Source organism: Nocardia asteroides (genome assembly GCF_900637185.1).
Taxonomy (GTDB): domain Bacteria; phylum Actinomycetota; class Actinomycetes; order Mycobacteriales; family Mycobacteriaceae; genus Nocardia; species Nocardia asteroides.
Map to the genome: position 1 here is coordinate 5,377,851 of NZ_LR134352.1, position 24,941 is coordinate 5,402,791.

At 71.1% G+C, this 24,941-nt stretch carries 17 protein-coding genes and 4 tRNA genes; 10 read left to right on the forward strand and 11 right to left on the reverse strand.

The genetic code is table 11. From position 1 onward, the window contains the following. Positions 1-241: 241 nt before the first annotated feature. Positions 242-2,437: a SulP family inorganic anion transporter gene (locus EL493_RS25155; RefSeq protein ID WP_019047935.1), complete on the reverse strand. Its 2,196-nt coding sequence runs from the start codon at positions 2,435-2,437 to the stop codon at positions 242-244. Between the two features lie 321 nt (positions 2,438-2,758). On the opposite strand from EL493_RS25155, the gene EL493_RS32795 reads away from it, so the two are divergent. After that, on the forward strand, positions 2,759-3,172 hold the full coding sequence (locus EL493_RS32795) for a hypothetical protein (protein WP_022566410.1): 414 nt from the start codon (positions 2,759-2,761) through the stop codon (positions 3,170-3,172). Between the two features lie 66 nt (positions 3,173-3,238). Then, the gene (locus EL493_RS25165; RefSeq protein ID WP_019047937.1) at positions 3,239-4,936 is read left to right on the forward strand and encodes an ABC transporter ATP-binding protein; all 1,698 of its coding nucleotides are present in this window, start codon (positions 3,239-3,241) and stop codon (positions 4,934-4,936) included. A 9-nt stretch (positions 4,937-4,945) separates the two neighbouring features. Here EL493_RS25165 and EL493_RS25170 read toward each other — a convergent pair whose 3' ends face one another. The 5 genes from EL493_RS25170 to EL493_RS25190 all read right to left on the reverse strand — a co-directional run bounded on the left by EL493_RS25170 (position 4,946) and on the right by EL493_RS25190 (position 10,743). Then, positions 4,946-6,172, reverse strand: coding sequence for a vWA domain-containing protein (locus EL493_RS25170; RefSeq protein ID WP_019047938.1), 1,227 nt, complete (start codon positions 6,170-6,172; stop codon positions 4,946-4,948). Next, the gene (locus EL493_RS25175; protein ID WP_019047939.1) at positions 6,169-7,404 is read right to left on the reverse strand and encodes an AAA family ATPase; all 1,236 of its coding nucleotides are present in this window, start codon (positions 7,402-7,404) and stop codon (positions 6,169-6,171) included. The genes EL493_RS25170 and EL493_RS25175 overlap by 4 nt, the downstream gene beginning before the upstream one ends. Before the next feature lie 50 nt (positions 7,405-7,454). Then, complete coding sequence (locus EL493_RS25180) at positions 7,455-8,846, reverse strand: hypothetical protein (RefSeq protein ID WP_211359246.1); 1,392 nt, start codon at positions 8,844-8,846, stop codon at positions 7,455-7,457. Between the two features lie 198 nt (positions 8,847-9,044). Next, on the reverse strand, positions 9,045-10,466 hold the full coding sequence (locus tag EL493_RS25185) for a glyceraldehyde-3-phosphate dehydrogenase (protein ID WP_019047941.1): 1,422 nt from the start codon (positions 10,464-10,466) through the stop codon (positions 9,045-9,047). A gap of 205 nt (positions 10,467-10,671) precedes the next feature. Further along, positions 10,672-10,743 (reverse strand) — tRNA-Val (locus EL493_RS25190). A gap of 531 nt (positions 10,744-11,274) precedes the next feature. On the opposite strand from EL493_RS25190, the gene EL493_RS25195 reads away from it, so the two are divergent. The 5 genes from EL493_RS25195 (at position 11,275) to EL493_RS25215 (ending at position 14,033) form a co-directional block, all read left to right on the forward strand. Further along, a tRNA-Gly gene (locus EL493_RS25195) sits at positions 11,275-11,347 on the forward strand. Positions 11,348-11,386: 39 nt separating this feature from the next. After that, positions 11,387-11,457 (forward strand) — tRNA-Cys (locus EL493_RS25200). Position 11,458: 1 nt separating this feature from the next. After that, positions 11,459-11,533 (forward strand) — tRNA-Val (locus tag EL493_RS25205). Positions 11,534-11,711: 178 nt separating this feature from the next. Then, entirely contained in the window at positions 11,712-12,785 is a 1,074-nt protein-coding gene (gene mraY, locus EL493_RS25210) for a phospho-N-acetylmuramoyl-pentapeptide-transferase (protein WP_019047942.1), read from the forward strand. A gap of 63 nt (positions 12,786-12,848) precedes the next feature. After that, positions 12,849-14,033: a sigma-70 family RNA polymerase sigma factor gene (locus EL493_RS25215; protein WP_019047943.1), complete on the forward strand. Its 1,185-nt coding sequence runs from the start codon at positions 12,849-12,851 to the stop codon at positions 14,031-14,033. On the opposite strand, the gene EL493_RS25220 is transcribed toward EL493_RS25215, so the two are convergent. After that, positions 13,999-14,952 carry a hypothetical protein gene (locus EL493_RS25220; RefSeq protein ID WP_022566406.1) on the reverse strand — a complete coding sequence of 318 codons (954 nt, stop codon included), beginning with the start codon at positions 14,950-14,952 and terminating at the stop codon, positions 13,999-14,001. The two genes, EL493_RS25215 and EL493_RS25220, sit on opposite strands and share 35 nt — an antisense overlap. 378 nt (positions 14,953-15,330) lie before the next feature. Between EL493_RS25220 and EL493_RS25225 the strand changes: the two genes are divergently transcribed. Beyond that, the gene (locus EL493_RS25225; protein WP_020684142.1) at positions 15,331-19,122 is read left to right on the forward strand and encodes a hypothetical protein; all 3,792 of its coding nucleotides are present in this window, start codon (positions 15,331-15,333) and stop codon (positions 19,120-19,122) included. Here the strand turns inward: EL493_RS25225 and EL493_RS25230 are convergent. After that, positions 19,119-20,051 carry a LysR family transcriptional regulator gene (locus EL493_RS25230; RefSeq protein ID WP_019047945.1) on the reverse strand — a complete coding sequence of 311 codons (933 nt, stop codon included), beginning with the start codon at positions 20,049-20,051 and terminating at the stop codon, positions 19,119-19,121. The genes EL493_RS25225 and EL493_RS25230 overlap by 4 nt on opposite strands. Positions 20,052-20,118: 67 nt before the next feature. Then, complete coding sequence (locus EL493_RS25235) at positions 20,119-21,627, reverse strand: flavin-containing monooxygenase (RefSeq protein ID WP_036836282.1); 1,509 nt, start codon at positions 21,625-21,627, stop codon at positions 20,119-20,121. 71 nt (positions 21,628-21,698) lie between these two features. On the opposite strand from EL493_RS25235, the gene EL493_RS25240 reads away from it, so the two are divergent. Further along, complete coding sequence (locus tag EL493_RS25240) at positions 21,699-22,241, forward strand: GNAT family N-acetyltransferase (protein WP_019047947.1); 543 nt, start codon at positions 21,699-21,701, stop codon at positions 22,239-22,241. On the opposite strand, the gene EL493_RS25245 is transcribed toward EL493_RS25240, so the two are convergent. After that, complete coding sequence (locus EL493_RS25245; RefSeq protein ID WP_022566404.1) at positions 22,234-23,034, reverse strand: tyrosine-protein phosphatase; 801 nt, start codon at positions 23,032-23,034, stop codon at positions 22,234-22,236. The genes EL493_RS25240 and EL493_RS25245 overlap by 8 nt on opposite strands. A 59-nt stretch (positions 23,035-23,093) precedes the next feature. Beyond that, positions 23,094-24,113, reverse strand: a complete 1,020-nt coding sequence (gene zapE, locus EL493_RS25250; protein WP_019047949.1) for a cell division protein ZapE — start codon at positions 24,111-24,113, stop codon at positions 23,094-23,096. Between the two features lie 35 nt (positions 24,114-24,148). On the opposite strand from zapE, the gene EL493_RS25255 reads away from it, so the two are divergent. Beyond that, positions 24,149-24,910 (forward strand): pyrimidine reductase family protein, encoded by a 762-nt coding sequence (locus EL493_RS25255; protein WP_019047950.1) that lies wholly within the window; start codon positions 24,149-24,151, stop codon positions 24,908-24,910. The last annotated feature ends 31 nt before the right edge of the window (positions 24,911-24,941 follow it).

Sequence of the window (24,941 nt, forward strand, 5' to 3'; positions counted from 1 at the left end):
TTCTCCTTCGCCGACCGGGCGCGCGGCCACGGTCGATGGACGATCGACGTGTCAGGAGCGGTCGAAGGGACCGCGGAACAGCTTCCAGCGATGAAGCGCGGGCGCACCGATGCGTCGGCGAACCGGAGCGCGGCGCTAACCAACCTATTGGTAAAGAGTTGGCAAAACCAGTGTGCCGCACGAAGAGTGGGTGCCGCCATAAGCGCAGGCCCGCTGTGGTGTGGCACACACCAGAAGCGCCTCACACCGGTTCGGCCGCGACCCGGCTCCCGGCATCGTCGAATTCGGCGATCCCGTCGACGGTCACCTCGATCACCCGGGCGGTGGCCAGGTCGAAGAACAGGCCCGACACCGCCACCCCGCGTTGCACGATGCCGCTGCGCACCGCCGGATAGTCGATCAGCGTCTGCACCTGGCGGGCGACGTTCACCATGCCGAGCTGGTCGATCGGACCGAAACCGGCCTGCCGCGCCGCCTCCGCCACCGGATGACCCGCGTGGAACGCCGCCAGCGTCGGCACGGCGTGCGCGAGCCAGTCATCGAGCCCCGGACCCGCCTGGACCTGCCCGTACAGCGCCTCCATCGCACCGCACCCGCTGTGCCCGCACACCACCACCGCGCGCACGTCGAGCTTGTCCAGGGCGTAGATCAGGGCCGCCTCCACCGACACGTCGCTGCCGCCGACCGGGACGAGATTGCCCACATTGCGCACCGTGAACAGGTCACCCGGACCGCTGCTGGTGATGACATTGGGCACGATGCGCGCGTCGGCGCAGGTCAGGAAGAAGGTGTCGGCGTCGGGGCGGTGCCGCAACCCGGCCAGGTGCGGGCGCACCAGGTGCGCGTGCCCGCGGTGGTAGGCCGTGATGCCCGCGGCGATCGGGTCGACGCCCCCGCTGCGCCGCCACGGCCGCAGCGCCTCGTCGACGGCCTTGCGCGCCTGCCCGTGCTCGGGCGGGCCGTCCTGCGCCCGGGCCATCCGCGCCGTCCCGAGTTCGACGAAGTCGACTGCGCCACCGGCTGTTTCGCGATGACTCGCCCACTCCGAGAGCAGTTCGCAGGCGGCGTGGTCGAGGAAGTCCACGCTCAGTTCCACCGTCACCCCGGCCCCGGCGGGCACCTTCGCCAGCTCGCCGGTGAGCTTGGGCACGGCCAGGAAGGTGCAGGTGCCGTCGATCCGGACCAGCCAGCTCCCGTCGGGTCGCGCGGTGGCCGCGATACCGCACTTGACGAACCGCCACAGCAGCAGTGCGAACGAGGCGACGAGCCCGATCACCAAGCCCTGCAACAGGTTCAGGAAAACCACCGCGAGCACGGTCACCAGGTACACGTACAGATCACCGGTGCGCCGGGCCCGCTTGATGTGCGCCAGCTTCACCAGCTGCACGCCGATCAGCACGAGCAGCCCGGCCAGCGCCGCGGTCGGGATCTGCCGGACCAGGCCGACCAGCGCGATCGCGAACACCAGGATCCAGCAGCCGTGCAGCACGGTGGCCGCCCGGCTGCGCGCTCCGGCATTGGCGTTGGTGATGCTGCGCACGATCACCGCGGCGATCGGCAGGCCACCGAGCAGGCCGGAGGCCATGTTCGCCGCACCCTGACCGAGCAGTTCGCGGTCGAAGTCGGTGCGCTGCCGCGGGCGCATCTTGTCGACCGCGACCGCCGAGAGCAGGGTCTCCACGCTCGCGATGAGCGCGACGGTGAGCATGGTGAGCAGGATCGGCACCCACCCGCCGTGCGGCAGGGCGGGCAGGCCGATGCCGTCGAGCAGCGAACCGTCGAGCCGGACCCGGTCCACGCTCAGCGGCAGGATCAGCGACACCACGGTCGCCGTCACCACCGCGACCAGCGGCCCCGGCACCAGCCGCACGCGACGCGGCAGGTACTGCCAGCCGATCAGCACGGCGATCACGAGCAGGCCGACGAACAGATCGCCCTTGTGCACCGACATCACCTGCTGCGGCAGCGCGACGATGCTGGCCCAGGTGGAGCTGACGGTGTCGCCGCCGAGCAGCACGTGCACCTGCTGCAGCGCGATGATGACGCCGATGCCGGCCAGCATGGCGTGCACCACCACGGGCGCGATCCCGAGCGCGGCACGCGCGATCCGGCTGAGCCCGAACAGGATCTGCAGCAATCCCGCCCCGACGGTGATGAAACACATGGCGGCCCAGCCGAATTGCTGCACGGCGGCAGCGACCACCACGGCCAGGCTCGCGGTCGGCCCGCTCACCTGCACCGAGGAGCCGCCGAGTAATCCGGCGACCACGCCACCGACCGCGGCGGCGATCAGGCCGGCCACCACGGGCGCGCCGGAGGCCAGCGCGACACCGAGCGACAGCGGCAGGGCGACCAGGAACACCACGACGGACGCCGGGAGATCATGCTGCAGAAGGGATTTCAGCGACGCGCGCGGAGGATCATTGTCGGTCATCATTCTCCTTCGCCGGGGCCTTCATGGCTCCCGGTTCATCGGTCGAACATGCACTGGCAATAGATGCTGAGCTGCGAGCGAGCGGCGAAGAAGACCCGAGACACAGGGTCCGGCCAATAGTAAAGAATTACCCAAGCGTAAGGAAAGCCCTCGAGGCGAATGGGACGAATCGCGATTCAACTGTGACGTGCACCACACACTATGAATCAAGCGCCCATCCCGCTCCCGACCCGGCACACCGGTCAGGAATCGAGAAGCCCGCGCCCGCGATGCGGTGGAAGCATCGTCCACACGGCACGTCCAGCCACCACGAAAGGGTTGCCGATGAACGCCTCCTGGATTCGGCGCGCGCACCGCTGGTGCGCGATCGCCTTCACCGTGATCCTGCTCGTCACCGTCCTCACCCTGGCCGTCGGCGGCCCCACCTGGGTCTCCTATCTACCGCTGCTCCCCCTCGCCGGCCTGTTCCTCACCGGCCTGGCCGTGTATGTCGGGGTCTACCGCAGACAGCGAGCGCACCGCGGCGCCCCGGCAGGCGGCGTCCGCCCGGTCCACCGCTGGTCGGCCGTCGTCTTCGTCGTCACGGTCCTCGCCACCGTGATCGCCCTGTCCCTGCCGGACCCGATCATCTGGGTCTCCTACCTCCCCCTGCTCCCCTTGGCCGCCCTGTTCTTCACCGGCCTGTACATGCTCGCCGCACCCCGCCTCCGCGCCCGCCGCGCCCGCGTGCGCGCGTAGTTTCGACCTATGACGCCTGCCGAATCCCTTGTCACACCGCGCGATTCGTGGACACGGCGGGTAGGAGTGCTGCTCAGGCTGGTCGCACCGCAGCGCGGGGCGCTGGGTTCGGCGACGCTGCTGCTGCTGGTGGGGACGACGTTGTCGCTGGTGCAGCCGTTGCTGGCCGGGTGGGTGGTGCGGGACGCGGTCGCGGGTGAGGCGATCGCGGGTTCGGTTGCCGCGCTGGTCGGGGCGTATCTGCTGTATGCCGTGACCGATACCTGCGGGCACTATCTGCTCGAGCGATCCAGTGAGTCGGTGCTGCTGTCGATTCGGGAACGGTTGACGGGGCATCTGCTGCGGTTGCGGATTCCCACGCTCGAATCGCTGCGGGTAGGGGATCTGATTTCCCGCGTGACCCTCGATGCGACAGTGGTCCGCAATGCCGTCGGGTCCAGTCTGGTGCAGTTGCTGACCGGGATGATCACTCTGGTCGGGACGATCGTCGTGATGATCTACATCGACTGGCTGTTGTTCTCCATCGTCATCGTCACCGTCGCCGTCGCCGCGAGCGCGATGTTGTTCGTCATGAAGCGCATCGAGACGGCCTCCACCCAGTTGCAGGACAGTGTCGGGACATTGTCGGCCGACATCGAACGCGCGATCGCCGGGGTTCGCACGGTCAAGGTGAACAATGCCGAGGATCGCGAGCACGAACACCTCACGGAGCTGGCCCGGGCCGCGTTCACCGCCGGGATCCGGGCCGCCCGGCTGAAGGCACTGGGCAATCCGGCGATGCACCTGGCGGTGACCGGCTCGTTCGTCGTGTCGCTCCTGGTCGGCGGGATCCGGGTGGCCGACGGCCAGATGAGCTTGAGTGCGCTCGTCACGATGATGCTGCTCGCGATGAACCTGCTGATGCCGGTCGGCGATCTCTTCAACGGTTCCGTGGGACTGCAGCAGGCGCTCGGTGCGCTGCACCGGATCGAATCCACTCTCGCGCTGCCCGCCGAGGACGTCGACGCCGCGCTGCACGACGACGAAAGAACCCGGGAGGCAGGTGATCTCGCGCTCGAGTTCCAGGACGTGCACTTCTCCTACGGCGAGCGCAAGGTCCTCGACGGCGTGACGTTCTCGGTGCCCGCGCGCGGACATGTGGCGCTGGTCGGGCATTCCGGCGCCGGGAAGTCCACGGTGTTCTCGCTGGTGAGCAGGTTCTACACACCGGACGACGGCGAGATCGTGCTGGCGGGCCGCTCCTGTGCCGCTCGGTCCCGTCGAGCGTGGCGCTCCGACATCAGCTTGCTGGAACAGAACGCGCCCCTGCTGTTCGGCAGTCTGCGCGACAATGTGACCTACCGGCAGCCGGAGCTGGGCGAGGACGACGTGCGACACGCGATAGCACTCGCCGGCCTGACCGATCTGGTCGCGCGACTCCCCCAGGGCCTGGACACACCGGTGGGCGAGCACGGCGTGCTGCTGTCGGGCGGCGAACGGCAACGGGTCGCGTTGGCGCGGGCGCTGATCCGCCGACCGGTGCTGATGATGCTGGACGAACCGACCGCGATGCTCGACGCCGACACCGAGCAGGCATTGCACGCGACCATCCGAGCGGTGCGGCGGGAATGCGCACTGCTCGTCGTCGCCCACCGCCTGTCGACGATCCGGGAAGCCGACACCGTGGTGTTCCTGGCGAACGGGCAGATCGTCGACACCGGCCCGCACGACGACCTGTTCGCCCGCAACGGCGCCTACCGGCAGCTCGTCGGCGCGGCCGGATAGCGTTCGGGCTCAACCGATGTCGACGACGCGGGCCCAGGACGGGGGCAGGTCCGGGACGTAGTCGGGGTCGTCGTGCCGCACGGAGGGGGCGCGGCGGAAGAGGCCGATGATCGTGCGGCAGGGTGGGCGGGCGGCGGGCCAGGGTGTCTGGCCGTCGGTGAGGGCGACGAGAACGTCGGGACGCGGGCTGGTGCGCAGGGCCTTGGTGAACCCGGTGCGCAGGTCGGTGCCGCCACCGCCCATCAGGACCATGCCCTCGGCGTGGCACAGCGGGACGGCGACACGGGCCGCGGCGTCGCAGGAGAACACCGTGACCAGGTCGCGGCGCCCGCCCACGGCACGGGTGATCGCGGCGACCTCGAGCAGCGCGCTGCCCAGTTCGGCGTCGCTGACCGATCCGGAGGTGTCGATGACGACGCTGACCTGCGGTGGGCTGCGCCGCAGGCTCGGCAGGACGACACCGGGCAGGCTCGCCGCCCGGCGCGCGGGCCGCCGGTAGGTGTAGTCCTCCCCGACCCCCGGCGCCGAGATGGCGGCGCGCAGCGCGGCGCCCAGCAGCACGCGCCAGGCCTGCGGTGGGTGTAGCGCCTCCTCGGCCCAGCGTTGCCACCCTTGGGGCGCGTCACCGGGACGGCCCACGATGCCCTGGGCCACCCGGAACCGGACGGCGTCGCGTTCCTGTTCGCTGAGTCCGTCGGCGCCGTCGGGGCCCAGGTCCCACTCCCGCTCGAGCCCGTCGGCGCCGCTGCCGCAGTCGAGCCAGGCCCAGTCCTGGGTGGTGTGGCCGAGGGTGAACTGCCGCAGGTAGTCCTCCATGAGCTGCCCCTCGGACAACCCGAGCGTCGCGGGGGTGACCGCGCCCGCCGGGGTCACCAGCCCCGCGCCGAACGCGTCGTCGTTGATCTCGGCGTCGGCGGCGATGTTCATCCGCAGCCGTGGCGCCGGCCCGGTCAGGTCGTGGTCGCGGGCGAAGCGATCACTGCGGGCGTGGTGTTCACGCAGCAGGTGTGCGACCTCGTGGACCAGCACCGAGGCGAGTTCCTCCACGGGCGTGCGGTCGACGAAGACGGGCGAGACGTAGCAGCGCCAGTACTTGTCGACGCCCATCGTGGGCACCCGGCGCGACTCGACGAGGTGCAGCGCGTACAGCGCGGTCGCCAGGTAGGGCCTGGCCCGGACCGCGTGCAGCCGCGCGGCGAACAGTTTGTCGCGGTCCAGGACCGCGCCGGCCGTCATCGGCCCACCCGCTCGGCGACCCGCTCGGCCGCCCGGTCGGCGGTGCGCGACACCGACACCACGCCGGCCAGCCGTTCGATCGCGGCGGGCACGTCCCAGTTCTCGCGCCGCAGGGTGGCCAGCGTGGTCGCGGGCACGACCACCAGATCGGGTGCTCCGGTCTCCACGGCCTTGACCAGGACCGCCCACGCCGCGTCCCAGCGCGCCCGGTCCGGCCGCTTGCGCACCGCGGCCACCACCCCGTCGAGTACGGCTTGCCGCAGGTCGCCGCGCTCGGGCAGGTCGGCCGCGGCCGGATCGGCCAGCAGCACTTCGGGATCGGGCAGGTCCATGCGGTCGATGCTGGTGAGCAGTTCGAAACCGGGCCCGTCGCCGACCGCGCCCCGCACCAGGATCGACAGTACGTCGCGACCCGCACCCGCGGCGGTGGCGAAGGCGATCAGCCGCAGCGCCATGTCCCAGCTGCGCGGGGATGCCCACGCCCCGCCGCGCCGGGTTTCGGTCGTCGGCATCTGATGCACGAGTTTGGGCCGGGCGGCGAGCAGTCCACACACCGCGCGCCGCGCGAAAGATACTGCCGCCGGGAGTCTTTCGGGATCAAGTTGGGGCAGGGTGGCGCGGGGCCAGGTGCCGCCGAGGCCGCGGACGACGACGTCGTGGTCGTGGGTCCACTGCAGGTGCACGAAGCGGTTCGCCAGCGGTGGGCTCAGTTCCCAGCCGTCGGCGGCCGAGGACCGCGGGTTGGCGGCGGCGACGATCCGGACGCCGGGCGGGAGCCGCAGCGCGCCGATCCGCCGTTCCAGCACCACCCGCAGCAGGGCGGCCTGCACGGCGGGCGGCGCGGTGGACAGTTCGTCCAGGAACAGCAGCCCGCGTCCGGCTTTCGCCAGCCGCACCGCCCATTCCGGCGGCGCCATCGGGACGCCGTGCGCGGCGGGATCGTCACCGATGATGGGCAGCCCGGAGAAGTCCGACGGCTCGTGCACGCTCGCGATCACGGTGGTCAGGGGCAGATCGAGGGAATCGGCGAGCTGGGTCAGCGCCGCGGTCTTGCCGATGCCAGGCTCGCCCCACAGCAGGACGGGCAGGTCGGCGGCCACGGCGAGGGTGAGCGCTTCCAGGCGGGTGTCGGGGCGCGATTCGGTGGCGACGTCGGCCAGCAGGGTCAGCAGATCGTCGGCGATGGCGAGCTGAGCGGCCTCGGAGCGGGCCGAAAAGGTGTGTGTAGACATGAGTGAACCACCTCGGGGTCGAGAAGAACGGACAGGGATCGGCGCGCGAGTCAGCGCGCGGTCGCGTGGCGCGGGTGCGCGCGGTGCGCGTCCCTGCGCTTCGGTGCGGAGATCGGGATGTGGTGACCGGGTGCGGGCAGGCCCGCCCGGAACAGGCCGTAGGTGACGCGGCGGCGTGCCGCGGCCTCGAGTTCGGCGCGCAACGGTCCGTCACGCAGCACCGCGTCGCGGCCGAGCAGACCCTCGACGACGGTCAGCGCACCGTCGATGTCGCCGTGGTGCAAGCGTTCCCGCACGTCGACGAGCCAGTCGGGGCGGCGATGCGCCAGGTCGACGGCCCGCAGGCAGGGCAGGGCGGTCCCGGTCAGCGCGACCAGCAGTTCCTCACGCCGGATCTCGTCGGCGTCGTGGTCGAGCGCGACCAGGACACCGTCGACGAGGCCGATCCGGTGCCGCTCACCTCGGCATTCCACGATCCGCTGCGCACTTGCGCTGTCTGAGTGGGGTTGCGCGACGGGATGGTCCGGGGCGAGGGCGCGCGCGACCAGCGGGTGCAGCCGATCGGGGGTGAGCGCTCCGGACCGGATCAGGGCCAGGTCAGGAAGGGTCCAGGTCGCCGCGTCGGGGAGGACGGGTAGCCCGGACAGCCCACCGCGCGGGGTCTTTTCGGCGATCCGCAGGCTCGGTGACGCACCACGGTCGGAAGCCACGTCCAGGACGACGCGCTGCCGGGCCCCACAGCGCACCAGCACCTGCCCGCTGTCGCGATGCTCGGCCCGCAGCAGGATGCCCGCTTCAGCCGCCCACCGGTGGACAGCGCAGTCCGCGGGCACCGCGAGGCTCGGGGGCACCACACAGTCCTCGGCACTCCCGAAGTCCGCGTCCACCGCGAGACCGGAGGGCGCAGCCCAGTCGACGGGCACCACACAGTTCGCGGCCGCCACACCGCTCGGAACACCGGCGAAGCCGAATTGCGCCGCCCCGGAACGACTGTGGAGTTCACCGGCGCGACGCGCGTCCCACAGATGGCGGTGCAGGTCGAGCCGGAACCGGCGATTGGGGTGTGGATGCGGATGCAGCACCGGACCGGATCCGTCCCACAGCGCGAGCGCGATCCGCTGACCGGCATCGGCCCACGCGGGCGGGGTGCGCGCCACCAGGTGCACGGCACCGGCACCGCCATCATCGATTTCGCGCTCGCCGTAGCGGGCCAGCGTCATCGTGAGACCCGGCCGGAGCAGGCCGTCCGGCGCGATCCTGGGCAGGTGCCAGCGCAGCAGATCCGGTGCCAGATGACGCAGATCGGCCCGGACGGCGGCGGCCAGAGCGCGCCCCCTGGTGCGGGCCAGCGCGCGCAGATCCAGGTCGACATCCACACCGGCCGCGGCACACGCGCCGGCCCAATCGCCGACACCGCGGCGCGCGGCAGCGATCTCGATCATGGGTGGCGGCACGGCGAATTCGCGCACGCGCAGCCAGAAGGAAAGACGGGAAGCCGGTTCGATGACCGGCGCGGGGCTCAACGGCCCGGGCGCAGAACGCCCTTTCGACGAGTCGTCATGTGCCCAGTATGCACATCGACGTCCACCACGACAAGGCGGGCACCGGGCCGCAGCCCGATGCCCGCCTCGTCCGCGTGACTAGCCCGCGTCGGCGGCGACCGGCTCGCGCACCTCGGCCTGCGCCGTCACCAGCGGGTAGGTCGGGTACTCGATCCCGGAGATGAACTGCACGGTGCGGACCACCTGGCACGAGTAGCCGAACTCGTTGTCGTACCAGACGTAGAGGATCGCGGTGTCGCCCTCGACGATGGTCGCGTTGGCGTCGATGATCGCCGCGGCGCGCGAGCCGATGAAGTCGCTCGACACCACGTCGGTGGCGGCGGTGTAGTCGAGGTTGCGGCTCAGCGGGCCGTGCAGCGACGCCTCACGCAGGTACTCGAGCACCGCCTCGCGGGTGGTCTCCTGCGCCAGGTGCAGGTTCAGGATCGCGACGGACACGTCCGGCGTGGGAACGCGGATCGAGTTGCCGGTGATCTTGGCCTTGAAGTCCGGCATCGCCTTGGCGACCGCGGAGGCGGCGCCGGTCTCGGTGAGCACCAGGTTGAACGGCGCGGACCGGCCGCGACGGTCGGCCTTGTGGTAGTTGTCCAGCAGGTTCTGGTCGTTGGTGAACGAGTGCACCGTCTCGACGTGGCCGCGCAGGATGCCGAACTCGTCGTCCATCGCCTTGAGCGGCGGCACGATCGCGTTGGTCGTGCAGGAGGCGCAGGAGAAGATCTGCTGGGTCAGGTCCAGGCCGCGGTGGTTGACGCCGTGCACGATGTTGGGGACGTCGCCCTTGCCCGGCGCGGTCAGCACCACCTTGGCGATGCCGGGGCGCAGGTGCTGGGACAGCCCGTCACGGTCGCGCCAGCGGCCGGTGTTGTCGATCAGGATCGCGTCGCTGATGCCGTACTCGGTGTAGTCGATCGAGTTCGGGTCGTCGCTGTAGATGAACTTGATGACGTTGCCGTTGGCGGTGATCGTGTCGTTGTCGGTGTCGACCTTGATCGTGCCGTTGAAGGCGCCGTGCACCGAGTCGCGGCGCAGCAGCGAGGCGCGCTTGGCCAGGTCCTCGTCGCCGCCCTTGCGGACCACGACGGCCCGCAGGTTCAGGCCGTTGCCGGAGCCGGCCTTCTCGATGAGCAGACGGGTCACCAGGCGGCCGATGCGGCCGAAACCGTAGAGGACCACGTCCCGCGGGCCGGGCGACCCGGCGCCGGCGCCGATCACGTCGGCCAGCGCCACCTCGGCGAACTCGGCGACCGACAGGCCGCGCTCGTCGGCCCGGTAGGCGGTGACGAGCTGACCGAGGTCGATCTTGCAGGGACCGAGGTCGAGGGTGTTCAGCACCTGCAGGAAGGGCAGGGTCTCGTCCACCGACAGCTCTTCGCCCTCGATCTGCCGCGCGAACCGGTGCGTCCGCAGGATGCTGATCACCGACTTGTTCACGAGCGATCGGCTGTGCAGCAGGATCGTCACGCCCTTGCTGCGGTACAGGGTGCCGATGATCGGGATCATCGCCTCCGCCGCAGCTTCCTGAGCGTTCCAGCGGTCAAGTTGTTCGGTAGTCAACACACGTCCTCAGGTTTCATTCATCTGTCCGTCGCATCGATGCTAATGAGCGCCGGAATTTCACTGACGCCGGATGTCCCCCGGTGAGGTCTTCGACACCCGCGCACAGCAAAACAGGCCACCACCTGCGCCGGTGATGGCCTGTTCTCGGTGGTCCCAGCTGGTTTCGAACCAGCGACCTTCCGCGTGTGAGGCGGACGCTCTCCCGCTGAGCTATGGGACCGAACTCTGCGCCGAGCGGCTTTTTCAGGGCCTCTCGAACGAGATGGAACATTAGCACGGGGCACCGGTGTGACACCAAATCGCCTTGTGACGGGGCGGTTCGGCTTCCTTGCGGAGTCTGTGGACCGCCGCTCGCGGTGGCGGGCCGGGTGGAGCAATCGCGGAACGCATCGTTCAATGCGCATATCTACGTTATCTCATGCTGCATTGCGCCGACTCGGCGGCTCGATCACTCCGCCCCTCGATCACTCCGCCCTTCGCTGCCGCCCCCGCCTCGCGCGCGTAGAAGCGGTGCCTACCGGGTCCCGCCGCCGAGTTCGGCGCGGTCCACGGGATGCGGGGCAGCACCGGACCCTCAGCACCCATCGGCCGCCCACACTCCCCTGCCGACCACCCGAACAACATGCCTGTAATTCACATTTAGGCCCATCTACCAGCCGATTTGTAGTCTGCGCCGACCGTCGGCTAATGTTTTCCTCGCACCACGGAGAGCAGCCAAGCCGCCAGGCCGACAGCCTCCGGAAGTGTGAATGCGGATGTAGCGCAGCTGGTAGCGCATCACCTTGCCAAGGTGAGGGTCGCGGGTTCGAATCCCGTCATCCGCTCGAGAGGTAGGTTAGGCATTATGCCATCCTCCTTTGCGCGGTGGAGTGGCCGAGTGGTGAGGCAACGGCCTGCAAAGCCGTGCACACGGGTTCGATTCCCGTCTCCACCTCGCGCGATTAGCTCAGCGGGAGAGCGCTTCCCTGACACGGAAGAGGTCACTGGTTCAATCCCAGTATCGCGCACCACAAGAAGGCCCCGGTTTCGACCGGGGCCTTCTTGCGTATCCAGGCCCGGCCGCCGGCCGGTGCCGATGTAACCCAGGTCACTCCCGGCACGGATCCGGTCGGCGCTCCCCTAGTATCGGCACTCGGCGTCGCCGGGCCTGCGGCGGCGCTGCGGACCGGCCAGTGGGAGGGCGAGCAGTTGAGGCAGATCCTGTTGTCGGCGGGGATCGCCCTGTTCGTCACCATCACCCTCACCCCCGTGCTGATCCGGGTGTTCGCCCGGCGCGGCTTCGGCCAGGAGATCCGGATCGACGGACCGGCCAGCCATCAGACCAAACGCGGCACCCCCACCATGGGCGGCCTCGCGATCGGCGCCGGCGTCTGGGCGGGCTTCCTCGGTTCGCACCTGATCGGGTTGCTGTGGGACGCGCCGGGTCCCAGCGCCTCCGGCGTCCTGGTCCTGCTGCTGGCCTCGGCACTGGGCATGGTCGGTTTCCTCGACGACTCGATCAAACTGCGCAAGCACCGCAACCTCGGACTCACCGCGGCGGGCAAATATCTCGGGCAGATCGGCGCCGCCGTCGTGTTCGCGGTCCTGGCGCTGCGCTTCCCCGGCGCCACCGGGCTCACCCCGGCGAGCAACAACCTCTCCTATGTCCGCGACATCAACACCATCGCGTTCGGTTCGCTGATCTTCGTCGCGTTCATCTGCCTGCTGGTGGTGGCCTGGTCCAACGCGGTCAACATCACCGACGGACTCGACGGGCTCGCCGCCGGCTCGATGAGCCTGACCCTCGGCGCCTACGTGGTGATCACGCTGTGGCAGTACGAGAACTCCTGCGAACTCGGCCCTGGTCGCGGCTGCTACAACGTGCGCGACCCGCTCGATCTCGCGGTGGTCAGCGCCGCGGCCGCGGGCGCCTGCATCGGATTCCTGTGGTGGAACGCCGCACCCGCCAAGATCTTCATGGGCGACACCGGCTCGCTCGGCCTCGGCGGCCTGGTCGCCGGGCTGTCGATCACCAGCCGCACCGAACTGCTCGCGGTGGTGCTCGGCGCGCTGTTCGTCGCCGAGATCCTGTCGGTGCTGCTGCAGATCGTCGTCTTCCGCACCACGCACACGCGGCTGTTCCGGATGGCGCCGTTCCATCACCACTTCGAACTGAACAACTGGCCCGAAACCGCGGTGATCATCCGGTTCTGGGTGCTGGCGGGCATCGCCTCGGCGATCGGGCTGTGCCTGTTCTACGGCGAGTACATCACCGCGCTGTAGCCCGGAACTGTCGGTCCGCCCCGCTACGCTGACCCGACACAGCGAGCAGCGGGAGGTCGCCCAGTGAGTGCCGGCAGGGAACTCGACAACGACATCGCCGGCGATGTCTCCTTCGAGCTCGAGGAACTCGACGAACTGGTCGCCGAACTACTGGCCGAGCATGCCGAACGCGCCGCCAGGGACGCGCGGATCGTCGCGCTGCGCCTGGGGATCGGCGGTCAGCGGCCGGAAACGCTCACCCGCATCGGCGCCAGGTACGACCTGGCCCGCGACCGTGTCCGCCAGCTCTACGCCAAGGCGATCGGCCGGATCGTGCGGGACGCGGCCCGCTCCGGCCATCGCTGCGGCACCGTGTTCGAGCACCGCTACCCGCGCGACGCGGGTGATCTGCGGCTCGTGCGGCAGCTGCTCGGCGAGACCTACGCGACCGACACCGACCTGGTGGCGATGGAATGGTCCTACCTGAAGCTGCGGCTGGCCGGGCACGACCAGGCCGACGCCAAACGCGTCGCGGGCTACGTGATGCAGCGAATCCTGGGCTGGCAGAAGAAGACCGCCAGCATGCTGGCCAAACTCCACCCGGTGGACGCCCCCGACGACCTCGGTCCGCTGCTCGACGACGTCGACTGGCCCACCGGCCCGGCGGCGCCGCTGCCCACCGCCTCGGCCCGGGTCGCCGACGCCGACGACGAGGGCCGCGGCCGGTTCTATCTGGCCACCGCGGGCCGCGAGGTCGCCTACGACTCCGCGCTGGCCGCGCGACTGCTGCGGACCCTCGACACCAGCCCGCTGGTCGCGGCCTTCCACGAGGAGCCGACCGCGCTCACCTACCAGTTCGACGGCGCCGACCACGTGCACTACCCCACCGTCGCCGCCCAGCTCACCGACGGGCGGATCGTTCTGATCGACGTGGTCCCGCTCGGCCGGATCGCCTTCCATCACACCAGAATCCAGAGCGAGCTGGGCCGCGCGTACGCGCACGAGCACGGCTGGGGGTGGCTCACCTGGACCGGCAGCGCACTCGGCCCGGACCAATTGCGCGCCCGCGCCACCGATCCCGCCGTGGAGCAGCGCCTCACCGCCGAGCTGGCGCGCGGGCCCTACGACCGGCGCGCGCTGGCCGCGCTACGCGCCGAGACCGGCCTCGAGCTGCTCGACCTGGCCGGGCTCGTGCTGCGCAACGACTGGCGGTGGGACCGAACGCCGTTGCGGCTCAGCGCGTCACCAGGGCGCCCGCCATCACCGTGATCACCAGCAGCATCGCGCAGCAGGTCAGCCACTGCCACTGATTGATGGTGCGGTCCATCCGCCCGATCGTCGCGCGCAGACCGGCCGCGATCCGCTGCTGGGCGACCAGTTCGCTGCGCACCCCGGCCAGGGTGATCGCCTCGGCGTCGGCGTTCACGCCCGCGCGGTCGATGCGGTGATGCAGGCGGGTCACCAGTTTCTGCTTGTCCCGCACGGTCTGCCGGGAGACCGCCAGCTCCACCCGCTGGTCCCGCAGCTGGTTGCGCTGCTGCTCGATCATCGCGGCCTGCGCCGCCGTATGCCGTTCCCAGGTGCCCACCTCGGCCCACCCTCCTGTGCTCACATCCACATGACCCCAGTGCATCTCGCCGGCCACCCAACCGGCGAGGAAGTCACGCAACTCCTGGCTCGCTCGCAGCGGCGCGGCGAAACCCGACTCGCTCGCTGTCAGCAGTCCCTGCTCGATCCGGTAGTCGGCGGCAGCGGGCGCGAAGTCGGCTATCCCGACCGCGGGGACCAGCGGCACCCAATACCCCTGCGGGCAGACCCACAGGACGTCGTCGATTCCGGCGGCCTGCAGGCGTTTCCGATGTGCCCTGGCCGCGGTGATGTCGAGCGGGCCGCTGTGGACCTCCACCACACAGCGACGGTCGCCGCGGCGCCAATATATGTCGACGGGGATGTCGCCGATCCGGGCGTCCACCTCGGCTTCGTCGGCGCCCGCCGCGGTGAGCCTGCCGCTGATCCAATGTTCCAGACGCTGGGTATTCCACTGCGTCGCCACACATTCGGGGCACCCGCAGCCGTAGCCGGTGCGCTCCGGGGCCGCCCGCCTGGTGCCCTCGGAGATACCGAGTTCGTCGAGCAGCGCCCGCCGTCCGCACACCACCTGGGTGTCGCTCCGCCGCTTCGTCCTCACACCATCACTCCCTCGCCGGGGACGGGGACGTTGGTCCGCGCCCTCGCCTCCAGGTTCCCGCAGCGGCCGACACGCCGCCAGCCCCCTTGACCCGCGCTCGGGTGCGTCATCGGCCGGTGAGCGAGATCACAAACGCGACTCTACCTGTATATCAAGGTATTTCATTGCGCCGACGTCGCGGAATGTCCCCGAGATCTTGATCATTTCGATACACAGACCGGGCCTGTTGCCCGTCCGTTTCGTCCGGATTACCGATTCGTTCGGCGCGTCGCCGATCCGGTCTCGGCGACATCGCGGCCGCACGGGCCGGGGCCACGGTGGATATGATCGCTGCGGCCGGGGCGGGCACGCTCGCCGAGCACGGGAAGTAGGGTGTGCATGAACCACGCTGAGCACGACGAGTCCATCGGGTCGATGCTGGCGAGTATCGCCGCGGCACTGCGTGAGGTCAGTGACAAACTCGATGTCGTCGCCGCGCGGGTGCAGCAGGAAGTGCCGGCCTTCCCCGCCGACGAAGATCTTCCCGACCAGACCCGGATCCGCAGGCTGGAATCCTGGGCCTTTCATGCGTCACAGGACATTTCGCGCCTGAGTTCCCGGTTGGACGCGCTCGACGGCGGCGACGGAGACCAGCCACCGCCGCCCACCCCGCGCGGGACGCGAAGTCGCCGGGAAGTGCGCGAGGCCGCCGAACGTGCCGCCGCCGAACGGGGCGAGCCGGACATCGACGAGGCGACGCAGCGTCCGCCGCTGGAACGCAGGCACTCGCGCACCGATCACCTGGGCGATCCGACCTGGCCGTTGACCGTCGCCCCGGTTCCGCGGGCGGCCGAGGACCGGGCCGCGTCCGCGGAGTGGACCGCGCCCGAGGAGGTGCGGGCAACGCCCGAAGCGCCTGCCGCGCAGGAGCCCGCGCGAGCGAGCGACGACGGCTCGACCAGGGCCGCGCTGGCCGAATTGATCGCGGCGTTGCAAGCCGATGCCGGTGTGCAGGTGACGCTTCCGCCGGACTCCTCGCCGGGCGGGGGCCTCTCGCCTGAGGGTCCGGGAGGTGGCGGCGGCGCGCGGACCGTCAACGGTGCCCGGCGGGAGGATGCGCCGTCACCGGGGCATCGCGGAGGTGTCGCCTCGTCGGCGGCCGAGGTGCCGCCCCGCAACGGCTATCCGGCGGCCGACACGTCGGGGCGCGCGCCCCAGGCTTCGCTCAACGGTGCCGGTTCGGCCACCGCGTCGTCGACGGATGCGCCGTCACGCAACGGCCGCCGGTCCGCCACCGCGTCGTCGCCCGTGGAGGCGGCGTCGCGCAACGGTGCGCGGGCCGCGGGCGCGCTGGCGGCGGACACGAGCGCGACCGCGTCGACCGGTATCCGTGTTCTCGACGAGTCCAGACCGCCCGAATCGCTGCCCGAGATCGCGCCACGCAACGGATCCGGCACGACCGACAGCCGGCCTACCTCCGATTCCGACCAGGACGCCCTGCCGCCGCGCAGCGCCACCGCCACACCACGCAACGGCGCCCGCCCGATCCCGACCCGAGCGCTGAGCGAACCGGTGGGCGCCCGAGCGCTCGACACCGATGCGCAGACGCGCAACGGTTCCCGGCACGGCGCGAATCCAGCGCTCGACAGCGCCCCGGGAGCCCGGAGCGAGACCGACCGCGCACAGCAGGCTCACGACCGGGATCTGGACAGCACGCGGGCCGGCGGTCAGGTCAGCGAGCCCGGCCGCGCGCTGGATCGCGAACAGTCTGCCGGCGGTTCCCGTTCGGCTGAGGCTCGGACCGCCGAGGAAGCGCAGCAGCCTGCGGACAGTTCGGCGGACGCGACCGGGGACGACTCGCGGGCGGTGCACGGTTCGCCGGTGGGGTTCGCCCGGACGATTCCGGCCGCTCGCCGGGCGCTCGGCTCCGAGCTGAGCGAGTCGGCGCACGACGCCGAGCTCGACACTGCGGTGCAGGGGACCGATGTTCCGCCGACGACAGCCGGTGTCGTCCGGGCAGAGGACCGAACGTCCGGTTCTGCGCGGAGTTACAGCGCGACGGGCAGCGGCGCGGTCGGCGTCGGTCACGGGCTGGGCACTGCCGGGGACGCGACGGAATCTGTCGATGGTGGCCGGGTCCAGGGATTCGGTGACACGGCCGAGGTGCCCGTTGCCGACGGCCCGACCTCGACGGCGGGATCCGCTGCGGCGGCGCCGGTCGGCGGGCACGGCGCGCCTGGGCGGGATGCCGGGTTCACGTCGTCGGCGGATGCCGGTGTGGCGGATCCGTTCTCGGAGGAGAAGACCGAGGTCGGGATGCGGCCCGTCGAGGTCGAGCGGGCCCGGCCGGTGAGCAGGCACGGCGACGACGTGACCGTGCCCGGTGTGGTGGCGCGGCATGGTGTGCCGGAGGCGCGGACCGGGAGCGCCGGGGAGGAGCCTGCGGCAGGAGATCTCCGGTCCGCCGGGCTCACCGCAGGTCATCGTGAGGAGTCGCCGGTCAACGGACGCGCGGTGAACGGGTTCGACGCGCGTGCCGTCGCGGATCATGGCACCGCGGTGTCGGGTTCCACCGCCAACGGGATCCAGTGGACATTCACCGACGAGGACCTGACGACGCCGTCGGCGCCGAGCCCGGCGGGCCACCCCCGCAACGGATTCACCGGCGGATCCCAGCACTCCGACTCGTCCGTCGACGACCGCGGTCCGGGATCGCCGTCCGCGGCACCGCACACGGACGCCCCGGCCCCGCCGACTCGCCTCTCCGCCCCGAAACCGGACGCACCGAACCGCCCGTACGCCACCGATTCCGGCTACCTGCCGGGCCGAGCCACTCCCCCTGGTCCAGACACGACCATCGGCTCGGACACGACCTTCGGTCCGGACACACCCATGAGTCCGGAGACAGCTACGAGACCGGGCCCGGCCACGAACCCGAGCTCAGCCCTGAACAACCCCGCCACGCCTGCCTCATCCCCATCAGAGCCCCGATCGACCCTCACCTCCCCCGCCGCGGGGCCTGGCGAGCCGGGAACCCCCACCGCACCCGCGCACTTCGGCGCACACAGCGCCTCGGTCGAATTGCCCACCCGCGGATCCAGCGCCGATCCCAGCTCGCCGACTCCGAGCGGCCTCCCGACCCGCAGCCCGTCACGCCTCTCCGCCCACCGCACGACCATGGATGCCGCGGACCTCGCCGGCCTGACCAACCCCAGCGTCACTCCTGCATCCGGCAACGAGGCAAGGCCCGTCGGCACCAACCACAGCGTCACTCTTGCGCCCAGCAGCGAGGCAAGCCCTGCCGACACCAACCCCAGCGTCACTTCTGGGCCCGGCGGCGAGGCAAGGCCCACCGGCCTGACAAACCCCAGTGCTTCTCCTGCGTCCCGCGGCGAAACAAGGCCCACTGGCCTGACCAACCCCGGCGCACCGGTGTCGTCGGGGAACGTGGCCGACCTCGGCGGCTCCGGCGCTGCGACGACGCCGGGGACCGCACATTTCGACAGTTCCGGGGACACCGGCGCGACGGGTACTCCCAGCGTCCGGCCGACGGTCGAGCCGGCCGGACGCCCCGACAGCCCGGCCTACACCGGGGACGCGGCGGTGGCCGAGAAGGCCGACTTCGACGCCTTCACGAACACGGGTGCGCCGGAAGCTCCCACTGGGCGAGCGACGGCGCAGCGCGCAGATGGACTGACGCATGCCGATACGCCGACGACGTTGGGCGCGGCCGACTTCGACACTCGTGCGGCAAATTCAGCCGCTCCCGGTCACCAGGCACCGTTCGATGCGGCTGCGGATCTCCCCTCCGCGGGCGGCCGCGTCGGGTCCGCGAATTCGACGCCCCTCACCGGGTCAACGGCGTTCACCACACCGGCTCCGGCAGGCTCGGCGCCGGCACGGTTCGACACCGGGAACTACAGTGGCACAACCGAATTCACCGGAACCGTGAACGGGGCGACAGCGCCGGACTCCCCCGCGACCAGCCCCCTGCGGCGGATCACGTCCGATCCGGCGCCGCCGACGGAGACCGATGCGGCCGGGATCACGGTGACCGGTACCTTCCGCGCGTTCGACCGGGAGGAGCGGGCGCACGGCGACAAACTGCAGGCGATGCTCGACGAGCTGAAGCGGTCGGCCGGGTTGCAGCGGCGCGACGTGTTCGGGCCGCCGCCGACCGACGCGGGCTAGGCAGGCGCCGCGACCGGCACCAGCTCGGGTCGCGGGGTGTCGCGCAGAACGTCGGCGATGAGGTCGCGCAGGGCGCGGTGACCCGCGTCGGCGGAATTGCGTGGATGCCAGGCCATCGCCACCACGGGGGCGGGCAGGGGCAGCGGGATCTCGAACATGGTCAGGCCCAGCGCCGCGCGGGCGGGCCGGGACAGCAGTTCCGGTGCGGGACAGACCAGGTCGGTGGTGGCGACGGTGAACAGGGCCGTCGACAGGTCGGGCACCGTGGCGACCACGCGGCGGGTGCGGCCGTGCAGCGCCAGGCGGTCGTCGATGGGACTGTGGGTGCGGCCGGTGGCCGAGACCTCCAGGTGCGGCGCGGACGCGTAGGCGGCGACAGTGGGGCGGTCGGTGCCGAACGGGTGGTCCGCGGCGGCCAAACCCACCCAGCGGTCGGCGAACAGGCGGGTCACCACGGTCTCGGGATCGGTCTGGCCGAGCATGCCGACCTCGACGTCGACCCGTCCGTCGCGCAGCGCCACCGCGGTGTCGGCCGGGTCGGCGGCGAGCAGGCGCACCGTCACCCCGGGCAGCTGGGCGCGCACCGCGGCCAGCAGCGGGCCGGACAGCCGGGCCGACACCGAATCGGTGGCGCGGACGACGAATTCGCGGGTGCGCCCGGCACCGGTGGCGTCGCGGGCGGTCAGCAGCAACCGCGCCTGGTCGACCAGGGCCGCGACGTCGTGGCGTAGTTCCAGGGCGCGCGGGGTGGGCACCAGCTGTCTGCCGGAGCGGACGAGCAGCGGGTCGCCCAGGACGGTGCGCAGCCGGGTGAGGGTGCGGCTCATCGCCGAGGTCGAGGTGTGCAGCCGCCGGGCCGACTCGGTCACGCTGTGGGTGTCGAGCAGCGCGTCGAGGGCGAGCAACAGGTTCAGGTCCAGCGCGTCCACGCGAGGATTATCACCAACGCTCCGATCGCGGCCAAGTGTTGCGGGTGACCGCGATCCGGCGTGTCGGCTATCGCTCCGCTACCGGAGCCGGTGCCGGGGCCGTGGGCGCCTGCACCGGGGTCTCGCGCAGCACGCGGCGGTAGGTGGCGGGCCGCACGGGACGCACCCACTGCGCCAGGCGGCTGGTCAACGGCAGCGGCCTGCCGAGGTCGTCGAGCATCTCGTCGACATTGGTCAGCGAGAACGGCACCACCGAGGCGCCGTGGGCGTGCTCGCCGCCGCTGCGTTCCCGCGACCAGGCCAGGCGCTCGTCGATCTCGGTGTTCATCTGCTCGGGCATCGGCGGCACGAACTTCCCGGTGAGCAGCCCGGCGATCCAGTGCGCGCCGACCTCGGCGTTCAGCGTGCTCACATTGGAGTTGTTGTAGCCGGCGAAGCTCAGGTTGGGGATCTCCACGGGCAGGATGTTGCGGTAGAGCCGGAAGTCGCCCGCCTCGTCGGTGAGGCTGCGCCGCACGAACGGGGTGAGGAACGGCACCTCCTGCCGGTATCCGGTGGCGCACACGACGATCTCGGCCAGTTTCAGGCTGCCGTCGGACAACCGCACCGCGGGCCCGTGCTGGCCGCCGATCAGCTCGGTGACCTCGGTGTCGCGGTGCACCGCGATCCGGCCCGCCTCGATCTGCTCGACGAAGCCCTCGGTGGCCAGGCTCGCACTGCTGGTGGCGATGTCGGAGATCGAGCCCTCGGGCACCAGGTTCAGCTCGCGCAGCCGCTGCACGCGGATCACCCGCTCCTGCACCAGGTCCAGGTTGGCCTGCCGCAGCGCCAGCGCGTCGAGCAGCCGCTCGGCGCGATACGGGAAGCGGGACCGGAAGTGCGACTCGCCCATCCGGGTCAGCAGCAGCCGTTCGTAGTCGGCGCCGTAGCCGAAGGTGCGCGGCATCTTCCAGGTCAGCGTGCGCGCGACGACGCTGGTCTCGTCGGCCACGTGGCTGACGGCCTCGGCGACGTCGCAGGCCGACTTGCCGTAGCCGATCACGACGACGGAACGGTCGCGCGCCCACTCGGCATCGTGGAACTCCGACACGTGACACAGCCGTCCGCCCGCGGCGCGGAAGGCCGCCTCGCCGGGCAGCGCGGGCATGACCGGGTCGCTGAACACGCCGTTGGCGACGATCAGGTGATCGCAGGAGGTGCGGTGCGCGCCGTTCGCGTCACGGATCTCGAGCAGCCACCCGCTGTCGACCGGGTCGGCGGCGACCACCTCGGTGCCGAGGCGCAGGTGTGGGCCGAGGCCGAACTCGCTGACGTAGCCGGCGAGGTAGGCCTGCACCTGCTGGCCGTCGGGCCAGCGCGGGTAGTCCTCCGGCATCGGGTGATCACTGAAGTGGTACGTGAATTTGCTGTTCTGCGCGCGCAGGCCCGGATAGCGGCGGGTGGCGCTCCACACACCTCCGACGTCAGGGGCCCGGTCGAACACCTCGACCGGGAACCCCGCTCGACTCAACACCTTCGCGCAGGCCAAACCCGCAACTCCCGCACCGACGATCCCGATGCGGCTACCGCTCGTCATGGCGAGGAGAGTACTCGGCACCGGCCGCACGGTGCCACCGCCGCGGGGCCGACCCGTGCTGTACTGGAACTATGACCAACAGTTCCGTCGTGGTGGATCGGGCCGGGCTCTGGGACGCCGAGGAGCTCAGCGATGTCGCCGCGGCGACGTTCCCGCTCGCGTGCCCGCCCGAGGCCAGTCAGGGCGACATCGAGATCTTCCTCGAGCAGATGCTCTCGGGCGAGCGATTCGGCGAGTACCTGTCGGATCCGCGGCGCACCGTGCTCAAGGCGGTCGAGGGCGACGAGATCGTCGGCTACGCCATGCTCGTCGCGGGCACGCCGAATGATCCCGAGGTCGCGGACCTGCTCAGCCGGGGGCCCGTCGTGGAGCTGAGCAAGCTCTACGTGCTGCCCGGCCACCACGGCAGCGGGGTGGCCGGCGCGCTGATGGCGGCGGCGGTGGCGACCGCGCGCGAGGCGGGTGCGGTGGCACTGTGGCTGGGCGTGAACCAGGCCAACGAGCGGGCGCAGAAGTTCTACGCCAAGCACGGTTTCGCGCGGGTGGGCACCAAGACCCTCACCGTCGGCAACCAGGTGCACGACGACTACGTGTTCGAACGCGAGCTCAGCTGAGCAGCGCGGCCCGCAGTGCGGTGATGTCGGCGCCGGTCAGGCCCAGGCCGTCGCGGACATAGCCGTCGAAACTGCCGTAGGACTGGTTCGCCTGGTCGAACGCCGCGTCGAGCCAGCTCTGCTGCACCCCGTTGAGCGGGTCGGCGGGCGCGGCGTTGCGGTAGGCGTTGGAGGCCAGGTAGTCCGCGGTGACGGTGGCCCGGTCGACGCCGAGCAGCGTCAGCAGGACCGCCGAGGTCCAGCCGGTGCGGTCCTTGCCCGCGCTGCAGTGATACAGCACGCCCGCGCCGTCGGCGGCGATGATGTCGCGCAGCACCGCGGCGAAGGCCTCGTTCGCGCCGGGGGCGGTGATGAAGGCGCGGTACATGCCCTCCCCGCCGAACAGGGCACCGGCCAGGATCAGCGGCGGCGCCTGCCCGATCACGTCGTAGGAGTGGCCGACGGCGCCCGCGGGCAGCCGGTCGGGGGCCAGGTTGCGTTCGTAGCCGGTGCGCAGGTCGTCGACGACGCGCACGCCGAGCGCGCTCAGCCGGGCCAGGTCCTCGGGGGTGGCCTTGTCCAGCGCGCCGGTGCGGAACACCAGGCCCGTCCGAACCTGGTGACCGTCGACGGTGCGGTATCCGCCCGCGTCCCTGGCGTTCTGGACACCGGACAGCCCCAGCAGCCGGTCGGCGACGGTGGTCTCGCCGCCCACGGGCGCGGCCAGCGCCGGGCCCGCGACGACCGGCCCGAGCAGCACCGCCATCCCGGTCGCGGCGGCCAGACTCGCGTGCACGGCACGGCTACGGATCACGGCTGGGCTCCTTCGACGCCGGGTCACGGTCGGTTCAGAACGTACCCGGCGCCGGGCGGCTACGCGGCGGCGGCCTCGAAGCGCGACAGTGCCAGCAGACGCGAGATCGCGCGCAGGTACTTCTTGCGGTAGCCGCCGTCGAGCATCTCCTGGGAGAAGATCTCGTCGAGCTTGGCGCCGGACACCGTCACCGGGATGCTGGCGTCGTAGAGGCGGTCGGCCAGCACGACGATGCGCAGCGCGACGGCCTGGTCGGTGACCGGGTGGACGCCGGAGATGAACACCGAGCTCACCCCGTTGATCAGGGCGCCGTACTTGGACGGGTGCAGCGTGCTCAGGTGCTTCAGCAGCGCGTCGTAGTCGTCGAGGGTGGAACCCGGTGTGGTGGCGGCCCGTTCGGCCAGCACCTCGGCCGAGGTCGGCTCGGGGGCGGGCGGCAGGTCGCGGTGGCGGTAGTCGGGTCCGTCGACGCGCACCGGCTGGAAGATCGAGCCCAGCTTCTTGATCTCGCGCAGGAAGTCCTGGGCGGCGAAGCGGCCCTCACCCAGCTGGCTGGGCAGCGTGTTGGAGGTGGCGGCGATGGAGACGCCCGCCGCCGACAGCTCGGTGAGCAGCCGCGAGACCATGGTGGTGTCGCCCGGATCGTCGAGCTCGAACTCGTCGATGCACAGCAGGCTGTTGCCGGACAGGCGCTCGACGGCGTTCACGAAGCCCAGCGCGCCCACCAGGTTGGTGAGCTCGCCGAAGGTGCCGAAGGACTTGGGCGCGGGCGCGCTGTGGAAGATCGAGGCGAGCAGGTGGGTCTTGCCGACGCCGAACCCGCCGTCGAGGTAGAGGCCCGCGCCGCTGACGGCCTTCTTCTTCCCGAACAGGCTCTTCTTGGACGCCGCCTTGTGGATCTTGGCGACCTGACCCGCGAATTCCTCGGCTTTGGCCACCGCGGCGGCCTGGCTCGGTTCCTTGGGGTCGGGAATGTAGGAGGCGAAGCTCACCTCGTCGAACATGGGCGGGGGCACCATCTGCGCGACGAGCTGGTCGGCCGGGACCTCCGGATGGCGATCGACGAGGCGTTCTTGCATGAACGAATCGTACGGACGTGGTTGCATCGGTTCCCATGCAGCGTATCCACAATGTGACCCAGCTCGCAGACCTCGACGACGACGCACTGGCCAGGTGCTATGCCTATCCCCGGCACCTGGAACGACCGTGGGTGCGCGCGAACTTCGTCAACAGTATCGACGGGGCGTTCACCGTCGACGGCGTCTCGGCGGGGCTGGGCACCGACGCCGACCACCGGGTGTTCACGCTGCTGCGGGAGCTGGCCGAGGTGATCGTCGTCGGCGCGGGCACGGTCCGCGCGGAGAACTACGGTGGCGCGCACCCCGATCCGGACCGGCGTCGGGCGCATTTCCGGCACGGGATCGGCGGATCGGCGGACGGCACGCCGCCGCCGATCGCGGTGGTCACCGCGAGTGCCCGGCTGGATCCGGCGTCGACGTTCTTCACCGACGCCGAGGTCGCGCCGCTGATCGTCACCACCGCGCACGCGGCGCCCGACCAGGTCGCCGCGCTCGAGCAGGCGGGGGCGCGGGTGGTCGTCGCCGGGGAGGCCGCGATCATGCCCGCGGCCCTGCTGCGGGTGCTGGCCGAGCAGGGGTTGCAGCGGGTGCTGTGCGAGGGCGGGCCGCATCTGTTCGGCCAGCTGGCCGAGGCCGACCTGGTCGACGAACTGTGCCTGACCACGGCGCCGGTGCTGGTGGGCGGAGCGGGTGGGCGAATCTCGCTGTCGGCGAGCGGTTTCGACACCCCGATGCACCGCAGGCAGCTCGTCCTCGCCGAGGACGGCACCGTGCTCGCCCGCTGGGCCCGTCGATGAAACCTGGCGCCGAACCTGGCAGTGTGTAGCC